This is a genomic window from Enterobacter sichuanensis (assembly GCF_009036245.1).
Classification (GTDB): Bacteria; Pseudomonadota; Gammaproteobacteria; order Enterobacterales; family Enterobacteriaceae; genus Enterobacter; species Enterobacter sichuanensis.
Genome location: NZ_CP027986.1, coordinates 1,400,178 through 1,417,937, shown reverse-complemented (window position 1 = coordinate 1,417,937; position 17,760 = coordinate 1,400,178). Strand labels below are relative to the sequence as shown.

The 17,760-nt window shown below is 57.9% G+C and carries 18 protein-coding genes and 1 riboswitch; of the genes, 9 read left to right on the top strand and 9 right to left on the bottom strand.

Translation table 11 applies throughout. The features are described from left to right. Positions 1-84 precede the first annotated feature (84 nt). Complete coding sequence (rhlE, locus tag C1N69_RS06700; RefSeq protein WP_025757258.1) at positions 85-1,464, bottom strand: ATP-dependent RNA helicase RhlE; 1,380 nt, start codon at positions 1,462-1,464, stop codon at positions 85-87. A 203-nt stretch (positions 1,465-1,667) separates the two neighbouring features. Here rhlE and cecR point away from each other — a divergent pair, with 203 nt between their 5' ends. Genes cecR through C1N69_RS06675 form a run of 5 tightly spaced genes read left to right on the top strand, consistent with a single transcriptional unit; the run spans position 1,668 to position 7,308 of the window. Further along, positions 1,668-2,345 (top strand): transcriptional regulator CecR, encoded by a 678-nt coding sequence (gene cecR / locus C1N69_RS06695; protein ID WP_025757257.1) that lies wholly within the window; start codon positions 1,668-1,670, stop codon positions 2,343-2,345. Next, positions 2,342-3,337 (top strand): secretion protein HlyD, encoded by a 996-nt coding sequence (gene hlyD, locus C1N69_RS06690; RefSeq protein ID WP_025757256.1) that lies wholly within the window; start codon positions 2,342-2,344, stop codon positions 3,335-3,337. Before cecR ends, hlyD begins: the two co-directional genes overlap by 4 nt. Next, positions 3,330-5,069 carry an ATP-binding cassette domain-containing protein gene (locus C1N69_RS06685; protein ID WP_155030880.1) on the top strand — a complete coding sequence of 580 codons (1,740 nt, stop codon included), beginning with the start codon at positions 3,330-3,332 and terminating at the stop codon, positions 5,067-5,069. Before hlyD ends, C1N69_RS06685 begins: the two co-directional genes overlap by 8 nt. Further along, positions 5,059-6,192, top strand: coding sequence for an ABC transporter permease (locus C1N69_RS06680; RefSeq protein ID WP_059386082.1), 1,134 nt, complete (start codon positions 5,059-5,061; stop codon positions 6,190-6,192). Before C1N69_RS06685 ends, C1N69_RS06680 begins: the two co-directional genes overlap by 11 nt. Before the next feature lie 9 nt (positions 6,193-6,201). Continuing rightward, on the top strand, positions 6,202-7,308 hold the full coding sequence (locus tag C1N69_RS06675; protein ID WP_155030879.1) for an ABC transporter permease: 1,107 nt from the start codon (positions 6,202-6,204) through the stop codon (positions 7,306-7,308). On the opposite strand, the gene C1N69_RS06670 is transcribed toward C1N69_RS06675, so the two are convergent. Next, positions 7,270-7,680 carry a YbhQ family protein gene (locus tag C1N69_RS06670; protein WP_023334980.1) on the bottom strand — a complete coding sequence of 137 codons (411 nt, stop codon included), beginning with the start codon at positions 7,678-7,680 and terminating at the stop codon, positions 7,270-7,272. The two genes, C1N69_RS06675 and C1N69_RS06670, sit on opposite strands and share 39 nt — an antisense overlap. Positions 7,681-7,813: 133 nt before the next feature. Here C1N69_RS06670 and C1N69_RS06665 point away from each other — a divergent pair, with 133 nt between their 5' ends. From C1N69_RS06665 to C1N69_RS06655, 3 genes are read left to right on the top strand one after another with little or no spacing between them, the layout of a single operon-like run. Further along, on the top strand, positions 7,814-8,575 hold the full coding sequence (locus tag C1N69_RS06665; RefSeq protein WP_025757252.1) for an endonuclease/exonuclease/phosphatase family protein: 762 nt from the start codon (positions 7,814-7,816) through the stop codon (positions 8,573-8,575). After that, complete coding sequence (gene clsB, locus C1N69_RS06660; protein WP_025757251.1) at positions 8,572-9,810, top strand: cardiolipin synthase ClsB; 1,239 nt, start codon at positions 8,572-8,574, stop codon at positions 9,808-9,810. Before C1N69_RS06665 ends, clsB begins: the two co-directional genes overlap by 4 nt. Continuing rightward, a complete protein-coding gene (locus C1N69_RS06655) occupies positions 9,810-10,772 on the top strand; it encodes a lysylphosphatidylglycerol synthase transmembrane domain-containing protein (RefSeq protein ID WP_047958070.1) in 963 nt (320 codons plus the stop codon). The genes clsB and C1N69_RS06655 overlap by 1 nt, the downstream gene beginning before the upstream one ends. A gap of 105 nt (positions 10,773-10,877) precedes the next feature. Here C1N69_RS06655 and C1N69_RS06650 read toward each other — a convergent pair whose 3' ends face one another. From C1N69_RS06650 to moaA, 6 genes are all read right to left on the bottom strand, one after another. Beyond that, positions 10,878-11,585 carry a Bax inhibitor-1/YccA family protein gene (locus C1N69_RS06650; protein WP_014883084.1) on the bottom strand — a complete coding sequence of 236 codons (708 nt, stop codon included), beginning with the start codon at positions 11,583-11,585 and terminating at the stop codon, positions 10,878-10,880. A gap of 64 nt (positions 11,586-11,649) precedes the next feature. Then, the gene (gene moaE / locus C1N69_RS06645; protein WP_047958069.1) at positions 11,650-12,102 is read right to left on the bottom strand and encodes a molybdopterin synthase catalytic subunit MoaE; all 453 of its coding nucleotides are present in this window, start codon (positions 12,100-12,102) and stop codon (positions 11,650-11,652) included. 1 nt (position 12,103) lies between these two features. Next, positions 12,104-12,349: a molybdopterin synthase sulfur carrier subunit gene (gene moaD / locus C1N69_RS06640; protein WP_025757247.1), complete on the bottom strand. Its 246-nt coding sequence runs from the start codon at positions 12,347-12,349 to the stop codon at positions 12,104-12,106. Continuing rightward, a complete protein-coding gene (gene moaC, locus C1N69_RS06635; protein WP_059386080.1) occupies positions 12,342-12,827 on the bottom strand; it encodes a cyclic pyranopterin monophosphate synthase MoaC in 486 nt (161 codons plus the stop codon). Before moaC ends, moaD begins: the two co-directional genes overlap by 8 nt. A gap of 3 nt (positions 12,828-12,830) precedes the next feature. Continuing rightward, positions 12,831-13,343, bottom strand: a complete 513-nt coding sequence (gene moaB / locus C1N69_RS06630) for a molybdenum cofactor biosynthesis protein B (RefSeq protein ID WP_059386079.1) — start codon at positions 13,341-13,343, stop codon at positions 12,831-12,833. A 24-nt stretch (positions 13,344-13,367) separates the two neighbouring features. Further along, entirely contained in the window at positions 13,368-14,357 is a 990-nt protein-coding gene (moaA, locus tag C1N69_RS06625) for a GTP 3',8-cyclase MoaA (protein WP_155030878.1), read from the bottom strand. Continuing rightward, a riboswitch (molybdenum cofactor riboswitch) is annotated at positions 14,345-14,479 on the bottom strand. (Overlaps the previous gene by 13 nt.) A 226-nt stretch (positions 14,480-14,705) precedes the next feature. On the opposite strand from moaA, the gene yvcK reads away from it, so the two are divergent. After that, on the top strand, positions 14,706-15,614 hold the full coding sequence (yvcK, locus tag C1N69_RS06615; protein ID WP_025757243.1) for a uridine diphosphate-N-acetylglucosamine-binding protein YvcK: 909 nt from the start codon (positions 14,706-14,708) through the stop codon (positions 15,612-15,614). Between the two features lie 74 nt (positions 15,615-15,688). Here yvcK and uvrB read toward each other — a convergent pair whose 3' ends face one another. Beyond that, a complete protein-coding gene (uvrB, locus tag C1N69_RS06610) occupies positions 15,689-17,704 on the bottom strand; it encodes an excinuclease ABC subunit UvrB (protein ID WP_155030877.1) in 2,016 nt (671 codons plus the stop codon). Between the last annotated feature and the right edge of the window lie 56 nt (positions 17,705-17,760).

Genomic DNA, 17,760 nt, shown 5'->3' with positions numbered 1-17,760 from the left:
ACACTGTATAAACAGCCACTATTGTGGCACTTTCTCTTCTCTGCCGCAAAAAGAAAAGCCCGGCTTTACGACCGGGCTTCCAGATTACTGCGGGTTAGCAGGTTTGCGCGGGCGGCGTCGGCGCTGCCCTTCCCCTGCAGGCTTGCCTTCACCACTGCGCCACGGATTTTCACCGGCGGGTTTGGCCTCGTTGTTACGACGCGGAGGTTTGCCCGATGATTTCGGCGCACCGCCTTCACCACGACGTGGCTGCTGGCCACGACCGCCGCCGCCCTGACCGCGACCACCCTGACGACCATTCTGAATCGGCTCGGCTTTGATTGACGGGTCCACTTCATAGCCCGGGGTTTCGATACGCGGGATCTCTTTCTTCAGCAGGCGTTCGATATCGCGCAGCAGTTTGTGCTCATCCACGCACACCAGCGAGAGCGCTTCACCGGTTGCCGCCGCGCGACCGGTACGGCCAATACGGTGCACGTAGTCTTCCGGCACATTTGGCAGCTCGTAGTTCACCACGTGCGGCAGCTCTTCAATGTCGAGGCCACGGGCGGCGATGTCGGTCGCCACCAGCACGCGGATATCGCCAGACTTGAAGTCCGCCAGCGCACGGGTACGCGCGCCCTGGCTCTTGTTGCCGTGGATCGCCGCACTGCGAATGCCGTCTTTGTTAAGCTGTTCCGCCAGATGGTTCGCGCCGTGCTTGGTGCGGGTAAAGACCAGCACCTGCTGCCAGTTGCCCTGGCCGATCATCTGCGAGAGCAGTTCCCGCTTACGCTTTTTATCCACAAAGTGAACGTGCTGTGTCACCTGTTCGGAGGCGGTGTTGCGGCGCGCCACTTCCACTTCCAGCGGGTTATGCAGCAGTTTTTCCGCCAGCGCCTTGATTTCGTCGGAGAAGGTCGCGGAGAAGAGCAGGTTCTGACGACGCGGCGGCAGTTTAGCCAGCACGCGGCGAATGTCGTGAATAAAGCCCATGTCGAGCATGCGGTCGGCTTCGTCCAGCACCAGAATTTCAACGTTATCCAGCTTCACCGCGTTCTGGTGTTCCAGGTCCAGCAGACGGCCCGGCGTGGCCACCAGCACGTCCACACCGCCGCGCAGCTTCATCATCTGCGGGTTAATGCTGACACCACCGAAAACGACCAGCGAGCGAATGTTGAGATAGCGGCTATAGTCACGCACGTTCTCACCAATCTGGGCGGCCAGCTCACGGGTTGGGGTGAGGATCAGCGCGCGGACCGGGCGACGGCCCTTGGCGTGCGGCTGATTTTTTACCAGCAGCTCTAACAGCGGCAGGGTAAAGCCCGCGGTTTTACCGGTCCCGGTCTGGGCGCTGGCCATCAGGTCGCGGCCCTGCAGGACGGCGGGGATCGCCTGCTGCTGGATTGGGGTTGGCTCAACGTAGCCCTGCTCTGCGATCGCGCGCAGAATTTCCGGGTTCAGGCCAAGGGAATCAAAAGACATAAAAACTCCGAACCGCCCCGACCATCACAGGTGTAGTTTTCAGGGAGATATAACAATTAGGAGGACAAAAACCACAATGTCGCGAAGGGGCGGAGTGTAGCAGCTTTTGTGACGTGGCGCATAAAATATCCCTCAGTTCCCTCGACGAGAAGGGGAATCAGGCATAGTCTTAATCAATCGATTGATTAATTTTTAATGCCACCATGAATACAACCCCGACGACATCAAAAGGTGAACAGGCCAAAAATCAGCTTATTGCCGCCGCGCTGGCGCAGTTTGGCGAGTACGGGCTGCACGCGACTACCCGGGATATCGCGGCGCTGGCCGGACAGAACATCGCTGCCATTCCCTACTATTTTGGCTCAAAAGAGGATTTATACCTCGCCTGCGCCGACTGGATCGCTGATTTTATCGGCACGCAATTTCACCCGCACGTCGAGGAAGCCACCGCGCTGCTCAGCCAGCCTGCGCCCGATCGCGAGGCCATCCGCCAGCTGATTCTTAATGCCTGTCACAACATGATCCGCCTGCTGACGCACGACGATACGCTCAACCTGAGCAAGTTTATCTCCCGCGAGCAGCTCTCCCCCACTGCCGCCTACCAGCGGGTACACGATCGGGTGATTGCCCCGATGCATACCCACCTGACCCGGCTCATTGCCGCCTATACCGGACGGGATGCCGACGATACCGGGACAATTTTGCATACCCACGCCCTGCTGGGTGAAATCCTGGCCTTCCGTCTGGGCCGGGAGACCATCCTGTTACGCACCGGCTGGACACAATTTGATGAGGATAAAGCCGCGCAGATTAGCCAGGTCATCGCCTGTCATCTCGATCTGATCCTGCAAGGCTTAACGCAAAGGAGCCTGAAGTCATGAAAAAACCTGTCGCCATCCTTCTGGTGGTTGTTGTTTTGCTTGCTGCGGGAGTCGGGGGCTGGCTGTGGTATCAGAGCCATCAGGACCGGGGCCTGACGCTGTACGGTAATGTTGATATTCGCACGGTGAATATGAGTTTCCGGGTCGGCGGACGTCTCGCCTCGCTGAACGTTGACGAAGGCGATGCCATTAAGGCGGGCCAGACGCTGGGTATGCTCGACAAAGCGCCTTTTGAAAATGCGCTGCTGCAGGCCAAAGCCGGCGTGTCCGTTGCCCAGGCGCAGTATGATCTGATGCTGGCCGGCTACCGCGATGAAGAGATTGCCCAGGCCGCGGCGGCCGTCAAACAGGCGCAGGCGGCCTATGACTACGCGCAGAACTTCTATGCCCGCCAGCAGGGGCTATGGAAAAGCCGTACGATTTCCGCTAACGATCTGGAAAATGCCCGGTCATCACGCGATCAGGCCCAGGCGACGCTGAAATCCGCCCAGGACAAGCTGAGCCAGTACCGCACCGGTAACCGTCCGCAGGACATTGCGCAGGCCAAAGCCAGCCTTGAACAGGCGCAGGCGCAGCTGGCCCAGGCGGAACTGGATCTGCACGACACCACGCTGGTGGCACCGTCAGACGGCACGCTGATGACCCGCGCCGTGGAGCCGGGCAGCATGCTCAGTGCGGGCAGCACCGTCTTAACCCTCTCCCTGACCCGCCCGGTCTGGGTACGCGCTTACATCGACGAGCCGAATCTCGGCCAGATGCAGCCGGGCCGCGAGCTGCTGCTCTATACGGATGGCCGCCCGGACAAGCCGTATCACGGCAAAGTGGGCTTTGTCTCCCCTACCGCCGAATTCACACCGAAAACCGTTGAAACCCCAGACCTGCGCACCGACCTGGTCTATCGCCTGCGCATCATTGTGACCGATGCGGACGACGCGCTGCGTCAGGGCATGCCTGTTACCGTAAAAGTGAACAACGGGGAACGACATGAATGACGCGGTTATTCAGCTCAACAATCTGGTTAAACGCTTTAAGGGAATGGATAAACCCGCGGTTGCCCCGCTGAACTGCACCATCCAGAAAGGCTATGTCACCGGGCTGGTGGGCCCGGACGGCGCAGGCAAAACCACCCTGATGCGGATGCTGGCCGGCCTGCTGAAGCCGGATGAAGGCTCAGCCAGCGTGCTGGGGCTTGACCCGATTAAGGACGACGGTGCGCTGCACGCCATGCTTGGCTATATGCCGCAGAAGTTTGGCCTGTATGAAGATCTGACGGTGATGGAAAACCTGAACCTGTATGCCGATCTGCGCAGCGTTACCGGCGAAACGCGGCAGAAAACCTTCGCCCGCCTGCTGGCGTTCACCTCCCTCAGTCCCTTCACGGACCGGCTGGCGGGCAAGCTCTCCGGCGGGATGAAGCAGAAGCTGGGCCTGGCCTGCACGCTGGTGGGCGAGCCGAAGGTCCTGTTGCTGGATGAGCCCGGCGTGGGCGTTGACCCGATTTCGCGCCGCGAGCTGTGGCAGATGGTGCACGAGCTGGCAGGCGACGGGATGCTGATCCTCTGGAGTACCTCCTACCTCGACGAAGCCGAACAGTGCCGGGACGTGCTGCTGATGAACGAAGGCGAACTGCTCTACCAGGGCGAGCCGACGACGCTGACGCAGAGCATGGCCGGGCGCAGTTTCCTGCTGCACAGTCCGCAGGAATCCAACCGCAAGCTGCTTCAGCGGGTACTGAAACTGCCGCAGATCAGCGACGGGATGATTCAGGGACGTTCTGTGCGGGTGATCCTCAAAAAAGAGGCCACCGTTGACGATATTCGCCGTGCGCAGGGCATGCCTGAGCTCGAGATGGAAGAAACCGCGCCGCGTTTTGAAGATGCGTTTATCGACCTGCTGGGAGGTGCCGGCACATCGGAGTCCCCCCTCGGCGCAATCCTGCACACGGTGGAAGGGACACCCGGGGAAACGGTGATTGAAGCCAAATCCCTGACCAAAAAGTTTGGTGATTTCGCCGCCACCGACAACGTCAACTTCGCGGTGAAGCGCGGGGAAATTTTTGGCCTGCTCGGGCCGAACGGCGCGGGGAAGTCCACCACCTTTAAGATGATGTGTGGTCTGCTGGTCCCGACGTCTGGTAAAGCGCTGGTGCTGGATATGGATCTTAAGGTCAGCTCCGGTAAAGCGCGCCAGCATCTGGGCTATATGGCGCAGAAGTTCTCCCTGTATGGCAACCTGACCGTAGAGCAAAACCTGCGCTTTTTCTCCGGGGTGTATGGCCTGCGTGGGCGGGCGCAGAATGAGAAAATTCGCCGCATGAGCGAGGCCTTCGGGTTAACCAGCATCGCCTCTCACGCCACCGACGAACTGCCGCTCGGTTTTAAGCAGCGGCTGGCGCTGGCCTGTTCGCTGATGCACGAGCCCGATATTCTGTTTCTGGATGAGCCAACCTCCGGCGTTGATCCCCTCACCCGCCGCGAGTTTTGGCTGCATATCAACAGCATGGTGGAAAAAGGGGTGACCGTCATGGTCACCACCCACTTTATGGACGAGGCAGAGTATTGCGACCGCATCGGGCTGGTGTATCGCGGCAAGCTGATTGCTCACGGCACCCCCGACGACCTGAAGGCGCAGGCCGCCGACGATGAGGTTCCGGACCCGACCATGGAGCAGGCGTTTATCACCCTCATCCACGAATGGGATAAGGAGAATGCCCATGCGCAGTAATGCCATTTCCTGGCGCAGGGTCCGCGCGCTGTGCGTTAAAGAGACGCGGCAGATCGTGCGTGACCCGAGTAGCTGGCTGATTGCGGTGGTGATCCCCCTGCTGCTGCTGTTTATCTTTGGCTACGGTATTAATCTGGACTCCAGCAAGCTGCGGGTTGGGATATTGCTGGAACAGCAGAGCGAAGAGGCGCTGGACTTCACCCACGCCATGACCGGCTCGCCCTACATTGATGCCACCATCAGCGATAACCGGCAGGAATTAATCCAGAAAATGCAGGCCGGGAAAATTCGCGGTCTGATCGTTATTCCTGTGGATTTTGCCGCCAACATGGCGCGTGCGAATACCGATGCGCCGATCCAGGTCATTACCGACGGCAGCGAGCCGAATACCGCGAACTTCGTTCAGGGCTACGTGGAAGGTATCTGGCAGCTATGGCAAATGCAGCGCGCCGAGGATCGGGGCGAAGAATTTAAACCGCTAATCGACGTGCAGACGCGCTACTGGTTTAACCCTGCCGCCATCAGCCAGCACTTTATTATTCCGGGCGCGGTGACCATTATCATGACGGTGATCGGCGCGATACTGACCTCGCTGGTGATCGCCCGCGAGTGGGAACGCGGCACCATGGAGGCCCTGCTTTCAACCGAAGTGACGCGCGTCGAGCTGCTGCTGTGTAAGCTTATCCCTTACTACTTTCTCGGCATGCTGGCGATGCTGCTCTGCATGCTGGTGTCCGTTTTTATCCTCGGCGTCCCGTATCGCGGTTCACTCATCGTGCTGTTCTTTATCACCAGCCTGTTTTTACTCAGCACGCTGGGCATGGGGCTGCTCATCTCCACCATTACCCGCAACCAGTTTAATGCCGCGCAGGTGGCGCTGAACGCCGCTTTCCTGCCCTCGATAATGCTCTCAGGGTTTATCTTCCAGATAGACAGTATGCCTGCCGTGATCCGCGCCGTGACCTACGTGATTCCGGCGCGCTACTTCGTGAGTACCCTGCAAAGCCTGTTTCTGGCGGGGAATATTCCGGTGGTGCTGATTATCAACACGCTGTTTTTAATGGCCTCAGCGGTGATGTTTATTGGTTTGACGTGGATGAAAACCAAACGGCGACTGGATTAAGGAGCGAACATGTTTCACCGTTTATGGACGTTAATACGCAAAGAGCTGCAATCCCTGCTGCGCGAGCCGCAAACCCGCGCCATTCTGGTGCTGCCGGTGCTGATTCAGGTATTACTGTTTCCGTTTGCCGCCACCCTTGAGGTGACCAACGCCACCATCGCCATCTACAACGAAGACAACGGCAAACATGCCGTCGAGCTGACCCAGCGCTTTGCCCGTGCGAAAGCCTTTACCCATGTCCTGCTGCTGAAAAGCCCGCAGGAGATTAAGCCCACTATCGACACCCAAAAAGCGCTGCTGCTGGTGCGTTTCCCGGCGGATTTTTCCCGCAACCTGGACACCTTCCAGACCGCGCCGATTCAGCTGATCCTCGACGGGCGTAACTCTAACAGCGCCCAGATCGCGGCCAACTATCTGCAGCAGATAGTGAAGGATTACCAGCAGGAGCTGATGGAGGGAAAACCGAAACCCAACAACAGTGAACTGGTGGTGCGTAACTGGTACAACCCGAACCTGGACTACAAATGGTTTGTGGTGCCGTCGCTGATCGCCATGATCACCACCATCGGGGTGATGATTGTGACCTCTCTCTCCGTCGCCCGCGAACGCGAACAGGGCACGCTGGATCAGCTGCTGGTTTCCCCGCTCGCCACCTGGCAAATCTTTGTCGGCAAAGCGGTGCCGGCGCTGATTGTCGCCACTTTCCAGGCCACCATCGTGCTGGGGGTGGGTATCTGGGCCTACCAGATCCCGTTCGCCGGCTCGCTGGCGCTGTTTTACTTCACCATGGTGATTTACGGGCTGTCGCTGGTGGGGTTTGGACTGCTGATTTCCGCGCTCTGTTCGACGCAGCAGCAGGCGTTTATCGGAGTGTTCGTCTTTATGATGCCCGCGATCCTGCTCTCGGGGTATGTCTCGCCAGTTGAGAATATGCCTGTGTGGCTACAGGATCTGACGTGGATAAACCCGATTCGTCACTTTACGGATATCACCAAGCAAATTTATCTGAAGAATGCGAGTCTGGATATTGTCTGGGGAAGTTTGTGGCCGCTACTGGTCATCGCGGCCACGACGGGCTCAGTGGCGTACGCGATGTTTAGACGCAACATCGCGTAGCTTTTTCTCTTTCGTCAGCAACGAGACCACCGCAGGCCCGGCAAGAATAGCCAGACCGGCCAGGGCCAGCAGCAGGTTGTTTTGCAGCACGCGAGACAATAGCCAAAGCACAATCATCGCTGCACCAAAATACCAGGTGGTGGTGAGCTCTTCGAGCACGTCACCCACCTCGCGCCAGCGCGCTTCATGGTGGCGCTGTAAAAACAGCATCGACAGTACGGTGACGCCATAAAGGACGCATAGTCCCAGGCCAACACGCACCAGCGTGCCGCTCATCCAGCCCATCACCAGTACGGCCACGACCAGTAAATGCAACATTATCTGCCAGCAACTCAGGCCAGTTGCGACACGAACACGTTGTTGCCACTTCATGGCTTCTCTCCTGAAGGATTTTTCTCTGCTTAATCAGACTACCGCACTTTACGGAAAATTCCGTAACGCCGCATCTTTTTGTGACGACGACTACACTTTATTTTCATCGGGATAGTCACTCAGGAAGGAGCTTATGACGAAAAAAATGCAGCATTTCTCGCTTAAAGTGCTGACGATAAACATTCATAAAGGCTTCACAGCATTTAACCGCCGCTTCATTTTACCGGAGCTGCGCGACGCGGTGCGCACCGTCAGCGCGGATATTGTCTGCCTGCAGGAAGTGATGGGCGCCCACGAAGTGCATCCGCTCCACTTTGAAAACTGGCCCGACACGCCGCACTACGAATTTCTGGCCGACACCATGTGGAGTGATTACGCTTATGGCCGCAATGCGGTCTATCCTGAAGGGCATCACGGCAACGCGGTGCTGTCGCGTTATCCCATAGAACATTACGAAAACCGCGACGTTTCCGTCGGGGAGAGTGAAAAACGCGGGCTGCTTTACTGCCGCATTACACCGCCCAATCTTGATCTGCCGATCCATGTCGGCTGCGTTCACCTGGGACTTCGCGAAGCCCATCGTCAGGCGCAGCTGAAAATGCTGGCCGAATGGGCCAACGCGCTGCCTGACGGTGAACCTGTTGTCGTGGCTGGCGATTTCAATGACTGGCGACAGCGGGCAAACCATCCGTTGAAAGTGGATGCCGGGCTGGAGGAGATTTTCACCCGGGCGAACGGCAGGCCTGCGCGCACGTTTCCGGTGCGGTTTCCGCTGCTGCGCCTTGATCGCATTTACGTGAAAAATGCCCATGCCAGCAGCCCTACCGCGCTGGCGCTCCTCAACTGGCGGCATCTTTCCGACCATGCCCCGCTCAGCGCGGAGATCCACTTATGAAATGTTCCTGGCAGGAAGGCAACCGGATCACGCTGCTGGTCAACGGGGACGAGTATTACCCGGCCGTGTTTAAGGCCATTGATAACGCTCAGCAGAAGGTGATCCTCGAAACCTTTATCTGGTTCGAAGATAACGTTGGCAAGCAGTTGCACAGCGTGCTGCTGCGCGCCGCCCGACGCGGCGTCAAAATTGAGGTGCTGCTGGATGGCTATGGCTCGCCGGACCTCAGCGACGCGTTCGTTAATGAACTGACCGCCGCGGGCGTGGTGTTCCGCTACTACGATCCCGGCCCTCGCCTGTTCGGCATGCGGACCAACCTTTTCCGCCGGATGCACCGCAAAATTGTGGTGGTGGATGAGACGGTAGCGTTTGTTGGCGGCATTAACTACTCCGCGGAACACATGTCCGACTATGGCCCGGAAGCGAAGCAGGACTACGCAATCCGCATTGAAGGCCCGGTGGTACAGGACATTTTACTGTTTGAGCTGGAAAACCTGCCGGGGAAAGAGGCCGTTCGCCGCTGGTGGCGACGCCATCATCGCCCGGAAGAGAACCGCAAACCCGGCGAAGCGCAGGCGCTTTTCGTCTGGCGGGATAACGGTGAGCACCGGGATGATATTGAACGTCACTATCTTAAGATGCTGGCCAACGCGAAGCGCGAAGTGATCATCGCCAACGCCTACTTTTTCCCGGGCTATCGCCTGCTGCATGCCATGCGCAATGCGGCCCGACGCGGGGTGCGGGTGAAGCTGATTGTGCAAGGCGAGCCGGATATGCCCATCGTCAAAGTCGGAGCGCGACTGCTGTATAACTATCTGGTGAAAGGCGGCGTACAAATCTACGAATATCGCCGTCGGCCGCTGCACGGCAAAGTCGCGCTGATGGACGACCACTGGGCAACCGTCGGTTCCAGTAACCTTGATCCCCTTAGCCTGTCGCTCAATCTGGAAGCCAACCTGATCATTCACGATCGCCAGTTTAACCAGACCCTGCGGGATAACCTGCAGGCGCTGATCGTCAACGACTGCGTGCGGGTGGATGAATCCATGGTCCCCAAACGCACCTGGTGGAACCTGGGCATCAGCGTGGTGGTGTTCCACTTCCTGCGCCATTTCCCGGCGATGGTCGGCTGGCTGCCGGCGCATACGCCGAAACTGGCGCAGGTGGACCCGCCGGTACAACCGGAAATGGAAACCCAGGACCGTATTGAAGCGGAAGACGGAGGCAAACCCTGATGTCGAAATCACATCCGCGCTGGCGGCTGGCAAAAAAGATCCTGACCTGGCTGTTTTTCATCGCCGTCGCGGTTCTGCTGGTGGTTTATGCGCAGAAAGTTGACTGGGAAGAGGTGTGGAAAGTTATCCGCAACTATAACCGGATGGTGCTGCTGGGGGCGCTTGGGCTGGTTATCGTGAGCTACCTGATGTATGGCTGCTATGACCTGCTGGGCCGGGCTTACTGCGGCCACAAGCTGGCCAAACGTCAGGTCATGCTGGTGTCGTTTATCTGCTACGCCTTTAACCTGACGCTGAGCACCTGGGTCGGGGGGATTGGCATGCGCTATCGCCTGTACTCACGCCTGGGCCTGCCAGGCGGGACAATTACGCGCATTTTTTCCCTGAGCATCACCACCAACTGGCTGGGCTATATTCTGCTTGGCGGGGTGATATTTACTGTCGGCGTGGTACAGCTGCCCGCGCACTGGTATATCGACGAAACCACCCTGCGCATACTGGGCATCGTGCTGCTGTTGATTATCGCCGTTTATCTCTGGGCCTGTGCGTTTGCGAAACGTCGTCATATGACGATCAAAGGGCAAAAACTGGTATTGCCTTCGTGGAAGTTCGCGGTGCTGCAGATGGCCGTGTCCAGCGCTAACTGGATGGCGATGGGAGCCATCATCTGGCTGTTGATGGGTGAAGACGTGAATTACTTCTTCGTGCTGGGCGTGCTGCTGGTGAGCAGTATTGCCGGGGTGATCGTGCATATTCCGGCGGGGATCGGCGTGCTGGAGGCGGTCTTCATCGCTCTGCTGGCCGGAGAACATGTCTCTCAGGGCACCATCATTGCGGCCCTGCTCGCCTACCGCATGCTCTATTACTTCCTGCCGCTGGCGCTGGCAACGGTCTGTTATCTGGTGCTGGAGAGTCGGGCGAAGAAGTTACGGGCGAAGAACGAGAAGGCGATGGCCAAATAAAAGCAAAACGGCAACCTTGTTGCCGTTTTTAGTGTTTGTTCCCTCTCCCGTGGGAGAGGGTCAGGGTGAGGGCACCAGACCGCACCGCCACCCGGCAAAACAACCTTAGCGACGGTTGCCGAAAATGCGCAGCAGCATCAGGAACAGGTTGATGAAGTCCAGATAGAGCGTCAGCGCGCCCAGAATCGAGTATTTGCGCAGGTTAGAGCTGTCGCGCACGTCGATCTGTTCGCCAATGTTTTTCAGCTTCTGGGTGTCATACGCCGTCAGCCCCACGAAGACCACCACCCCAATGTAGGTCACCGCCCACATCAGCGCTTCGCTCTTCAGCCACAAGTTTACCAGCGACGCCAGCACGATACCGATCAGCCCCATGAACAGCATGCTACCGAAGCCGCTCAGATCGCGTTTGGTGGTGTAACCGTAGAGGCTCATCGCACCAAACATCCCGCCGGTTACCACGAAGGTGCTGGCGATGGAAGAGTAGGTGTAAACGATGAAAATGCTGGAAAGCGTCAGCCCCGTTAACGCCGAATAGAGCATAAACAGGGTCGTTGCCATGCCGGCACTCAGCTTTTGCACCAGGCCTGAGAGCACAAACACCAGCGCCAGCTGCGCGATAATCAGCCCAAAGAAGGTGATTTTGCTGGAGAAGATAAACATCATCAGCTCAGGGGTGTTCGCTGCATACCACGCGATAAACGCGGTAAGCAGTAAGCCGACCGTCATCCAGCCATACACCTGAGCCATATACGTCTGCAGCCCGCTACGGGTCTGCTGTACTATTGAATCGGAACGCGGAAATCGGTCCATGATTCACTCCTGATTAAGATTAAGTAGACACACACGTTAAGAGTAACACATCCACGTAAACCGACTACCAACGGCTGGCGGCCTGTTTATCGCTGTCGCGGGACTCGACCCACCGTTCGCCTTCCGGCGTGGCCTCGCGCTTCCAGAACGGCGCTCTGGTTTTAAGGTAATCCATAATGAACTCCCCGGCGGCAAACGCGCTGCCGCGGTGTGCGCTGGTCGCCCCGACGAAGACAATCTCCTCGCCAGGCCACATCTCACCGATGCGGTGAATCACCGTGACGCGCCCAAGCGGCCAGCGGCTTCGCGCCTGGTCCACAATCTCCGCCAGCGATTTCTCCGTCATGCCGGGATAGTGTTCCAGCGTCAGCGCCTTCACGCTGTCGCCGAGGTTGTGGTTGCGCACCTTGCCGGTGAAGGTAACAACGGCGCCGTCTTCATCGCGCTCCGCCAGCCAGCTGTATTCTGTACCAACACTGAAGCGCTCAGGACCTACCAGAATTCGGGTTTCCGCCATCTTAGCCCCCTGTCACCGGCGGGAAGAAAGCCACTTCATCCCCTGCCTTCAGCGGATGGGTGAATTCCACCAGCGTCTGATTCACGGCGGCCAGCAGCTTGCCTTCGTCCAGCGCCAGCGCCCAGCGGTCGCTTTGTGCCGCCAGATGCGCACGCAGAGCCGCAACGTTTTCAAAAGAGGCATCCAGCGTCAGGCTGTCGGTATTCACCAGTTCACGCACCTGGGCAAAAAAGAGCACCTTAATCATCGCTGTCCACCTTAAAATCACCGGACTTGCCGCCGCTTTTTGCCAGCAGGCGAACCGGGCCAATCACCATATCTTTCTGTACCGCTTTGCACATGTCGTAGATGGTCAGCGCGGCGACGGAGGCCGCCGTCAGCGCCTCCATCTCCACGCCGGTTTTCCCGGTTAAACGGCACAACGATTCAATGCGCACGCGGCTGTGCTCCGGCTGCGCCTGCAGGTTCACTTCCACTTTGCTCAGCATCAGCGGGTGGCAAAGCGGGATTAAGTCCCAGGTGCGTTTCGCGGCCTGAATACCCGCAATACGGGCCGTGGCAAATACGTCACCCTTGTGATGACTGCCGTCGATAATCATCGCCAGGGTTTCTGGCAGCATAGTGACGAACGCTTCCGCGCGCGCCTCGCGCACCGTTTCGGCTTTGGCGGAGACGTCCACCATATGCGCTTCGCCAGCGGCGTTAATGTGGGTCAGTTGTGACATAGCTTATTTCTTTAAATGGGGATGGAAATTACACGGACGGGTACGGGCATCCAGCTGCGGGGCGATGATGTTTTCCCACGCGGTGCGGCAGGCTTTGGTCGAACCCGGCATGGCGAAAATCAGGGTTTTGTTAGCCACCCCGGCAACGGCACGCGACTGCAGCGTGGAAGTACCAATCTCTTCAAAGGAGAGCATGCGGAACACCTCGCCGAAGCCTTCCACTTCGCGGTCGAACAGCGGGATCAGCGCTTCAGGTACCTGATCGCCCGTGGTAAAGCCGGTGCCGCCGGTGATCAGCACCACCTGCACCTCATCACTGGCGATCCACTGAGAGACCTGCGCGCGAATGGCGTAGCGGTTCTCTTTGACGATCGCTTTATCGACGATCTTATGTCCTGCGTCATGGGCCGCCTCGCGCAGCCAGTGGCCGGAGGTATCATCCTCTTCGCCACGGCGATCGGAAACGGTAAGGATAGCAATGCGTGTCGGGATAAATTCTGCGCTTACCTGACTCATTTTTTGATTCCCTCTTAAGCCTGATTACCCGCCGATGTAGGACAGGTTCTGAGTGATGCCGGTATTGCCCTGATGCAGGAAGTGGGTCTGTTTTTTATGCGTCAGGGCCTCAGAGATCCGCGCTTCAAGCGCACTCTGCTGGGTATCATCTGCCAGCAGATCGCGTAGCTCAACGCCACCGTCGCCAAACAGACATAAGTGCAGTTTGCCCACGGAGGAGACGCGCAGACGGTTACAGCTGGCGCAGAAGTCTTTCTCATAGGGCATGATAAGCCCTATCTCACCTTCGTAATCCGGGTGGCAGAAGACCTGCGCCGGGCCATCGCTGCGCTGGCGAATCTGGTGGATCCAACCGCGTTTCAGGAGCTCGTCGCGCAGCACCATGCCGGAGATGTGATGGCGGCGGAACAGCTCGCTGCCCTCACCGGTTTCCATCAGCTCGATAAAACGCAACTGAATGGGACGGGATTTGATCCACGCCAGGAAGGTGTCCAGCTGATGATGGTTCACGTCACGCATCAGTACGGTGTTGACTTTGACCTTTTCGAAGCCAGCCGCAAATGCCGCGTCGATGCCGTCCATAACCTGCTGGAATTTATCCTGGCCGGTAATGGCGTGGAACTGGCGGGCATCAAGGCTGTCCACGCTGACGTTGATGGCGGTTAAGCCGGCATCACGCCAGATGGCCACATCGCGGGCCATACGGTAACCGTTGGTGGTGACCGCAATCTGGCGGATGCGCTCGTTTTCACGCACGGCGGCAATGATCTCAGGGAAGTCGCGACGCAGCGAGGGTTCACCGCCGGTCAGACGCACTTTTTCGGTGCCAAGCTCAGAGAAGGCGCGCGTGACGCGGCGCACTTCATCCACGGAGAGAAAGCCGTTATTGGTGACGCTGCCCGGTTTGTAGCCGTCGGGCAGACAGTAAGTGCAACGGAAGTTGCACACATCGGTAATCGACAGACGTAAGTAATAAAACTTACGCGCGAAAGCATCAGTAAGTTGTGAAGCCATGTACACCTTTCCAGATACGGGAGGCACAGTCATTTCTTTCTGTACCCTGGTGGCAAATTCGCCACGGCCAGAGCGCCATATCTTTCGACACAGGCACAAAGGCTAGAGTGTATGTTTTCAAATTTGAAAACGTGGTTATGGCGATAGTAGCGCGTAAATCCTCTCACCGCTATTCTCGCTTAACGCTATATAAATAACTACATAACGACATAATCGTGTATTTTCGCTACAGAATACTCAAAAACAGCCTCTTCGCATTGATATGTGTCATTTTGCGTCCGGTAGGGCATCGTCTTTTAGGGGTAGTTAAGGTAGTGTTACGCAGATCAAACGTGATAAGGAACAGGTATGCGCAATCGCACTTTTGCGGATCTTGACCGTGTGGTCGCACTCGGCGGAGGCCACGGTCTCGGGCGAGTGATGTCCTCATTGTCTTCACTCGGCTCCAGACTGACAGGGATAGTGACAACCACGGATAACGGTGGCTCTACGGGGCGCATCCGACGTGCGGAAGGGGGTATCGCCTGGGGCGATATGCGCAACTGCCTGAACCAGCTGATTACCGAACCGAGCGTCGCCTCGGCGATGTTTGAGTACCGTTTCGGCGGGAATGGGGAACTTTCCGGGCATAACCTCGGAAATTTAATGCTTAAGGCTCTCGATCACCTGAGCGTGCGCCCGCTGGAAGCCATCAATCTGATACGTAATCTGCTTAAAGTGGATGCGTTCCTGATCCCGATGTCTGAACAGCCGGTCGATTTGATGGCCATCGACGTGGATGGCCATGAAGTGTACGGCGAAGTGAATATCGACCAGCTAACCCTGCCGCCAAAAGAGCTGATGACCTACCCCGCCGTCCCCGCCACGCGCGAAGCGGTTGAGGCCATCGCCGAGGCGGATGTGATCCTGATCGGCCCCGGCAGTTTTTACACCAGCCTGATGCCGATTCTGCTGGTGAAAGAGCTGGCACAGGCGCTGCGCAGAACCCCTGCTCCGATGGTCTACATCGGTAACCTGGGCCGTGAACTGAGCCCGGCCGCGGCCAGCCTGTCGCTGGCGGACAAGCTGGAGCTGATGGAGCAGTACGTCGGGAAGAAAATTATCGACGGCGTGGTAGTGGGACCGAAAGTTGATGTGTCAGGGATTGGCGATCGCCTGGTGATACAGGAGCCGCTGGAGGCCAGCGATATCAAATATCGTCATGACAGGCACTTGCTGCGCGAAGCGCTGGAGAAAGCGATTCAGGCGCTGGGCTAGGCGCATTTTGTGCGGCCTGATGCCCTCACCCCGGTCCTCTCCCACAGGGAGAGGGAGAAAACACGCCGCTTTAACTAAGATGCGGCGATGAAAAGATCCCGCAGCTGATGAAGCTGGTCGCGGATCTGCGCCGCCTCTTCAAACTCAAGGTTCTGCGCGTGCTGCATCATCTGCGCTTCCAGCTCGTGGATTTTCTGCTGCAGCGCTTTCGGCGTCAGCGCGACGGTATCTTCTTCCACCACTGAACGCGCCTTGCCGCGGCCTTTCGCTTTGGTTTTGGCAATGTTCTGACCCAGCGCCAGAATATCCACCACCTTCTTGTTCAGCCCCTGCGGCGTAATGCCGTGTTCTTCGTTGTAGCGCTGCTGTTTCTCGCGACGGCGCTCCGTTTCACCGATCGCTTTCGCCATCGACGGGGTGATTTTATCCCCGTACAGAATCGCTTTGCCGTTGACGTTACGCGCGGCGCGGCCAATGGTCTGGATCAGAGAGCGTTCAGAACGCAGGAAGCCCTCTTTATCGGCATCCAGAATCGCCACCAGTGAGACTTCAGGCATATCCAGACCTTCCCTCAACAGGTTAATCCCCACCAGCACGTCAAACTCGCCCAGGCGCAGGTCGCGAATAATCTCCATGCGCTCCACGGTATCGATATCCGAGTGCAGATAACGCACCTTCTCGCCGTGCTCTTCGAGATACTCGGTCAGATCTTCCGCCATACGTTTGGTGAGCGTGGTCACCAGCACACGCTCGTTGATGGCGGAACGGGCACGGATCTCGGAGAGCAGATCGTCCACCTGCGTCGCCACGGGACGCACCTCGATAACCGGGTCCAGCAGCCCCGTCGGACGCACAACCTGGTCAACCACCTCATCGCCGGATTTCTCCAGCTCATAGTTGCCCGGGGTTGCCGAGACGTAGATGGTCTGCGGGGCCAGCGCCTCAAACTCTTCAAACTTCATTGGACGGTTATCCAGCGCGGACGGCAGGCGGAATCCGTACTCCACCAGCGTCTCTTTGCGCGCCCGGTCACCGCGATACATCCCGCCAATCTGCGGGATGGTGACGTGGGATTCGTCGATCACCAGCAGACCGTCGGCCGGAAGATAGTCAAACAGTGTTGGCGGTGGCTCACCCGGCCCGCGACCGGAGAGGAAACGGGAGTAGTTTTCGATCCCGGAGCAGTAGCCCAGCTCGTTCATCATCTCCAGATCAAACTGGGTACGCTGGGTCAGGCGTTGCTCCTCCAGCAGCTTATTGTTCGCCAGAAGCACTTTACGGCGTTCTGCCAGCTCGAATTTGATCTCTTCCATCGCCTGCACAATACGCTCGCGTGGCGTCACATAGTGCGTTTTCGGGTAGATGGTATAGCGCTGAATGACTGACTCGATGTGGCCGGTCAGCGGGTCGAACAGCGAGAGGCGCTCGACCTCTTCGTCAAACAACTCTACGCGCAGCGCAATATCGTCAGATTCTGCCGGGAAGATATCAATCACTTCACCGCGAACGCGGAACGTTCCGCGCTGGAACGCCTGGTCATTACGGGTGTACTGCAGCTCCGCCAGACGGCGCAAAATCGCGCGCTGATCGATGATCATCCCCTGGGTCAGGTGCAGCATCATTTTCAGGTAGAGGTCCGGATCGCCCAGACCGTAGATAGCCGATACCGACGCCACGACCACCACATCGCGACGCTCCAGCAGCGCCTTCGTCGCCGACAGACGCATCTGCTCAATGTGTTCGTTTACCGAGGCATCTTTCTCAATGAACGTGTCAGAGCTCGGGACGTAGGCCTCAGGCTGGTAGTAATCGTAGTAGGAGACGAAATACTCCACGGCATTATCCGGGAAGAACTCTTTCATTTCGCCGTAAAGCTGTGCGGCGAGGGTTTTATTGGGTGCCAGCACCATCGTGGGGCGCTGCAGATCGGCAATCACGTTGGCGATAGTGAACGTTTTGCCGGAGCCGGTTACCCCCAGCAGCGTCTGGTGTGCCAGCCCGTCTTCCAGCCCCTCTTCCAGACGGCGGATCGCCTCAGGCTGATCGCCAGATGGACGGAAAGCAGAATTCAATTTGAACGGTTTACTCATGGGCGACAACCTGATGACGTTATAAGCGGCAGGTGAGTAATTTTACTCGTTGTTGC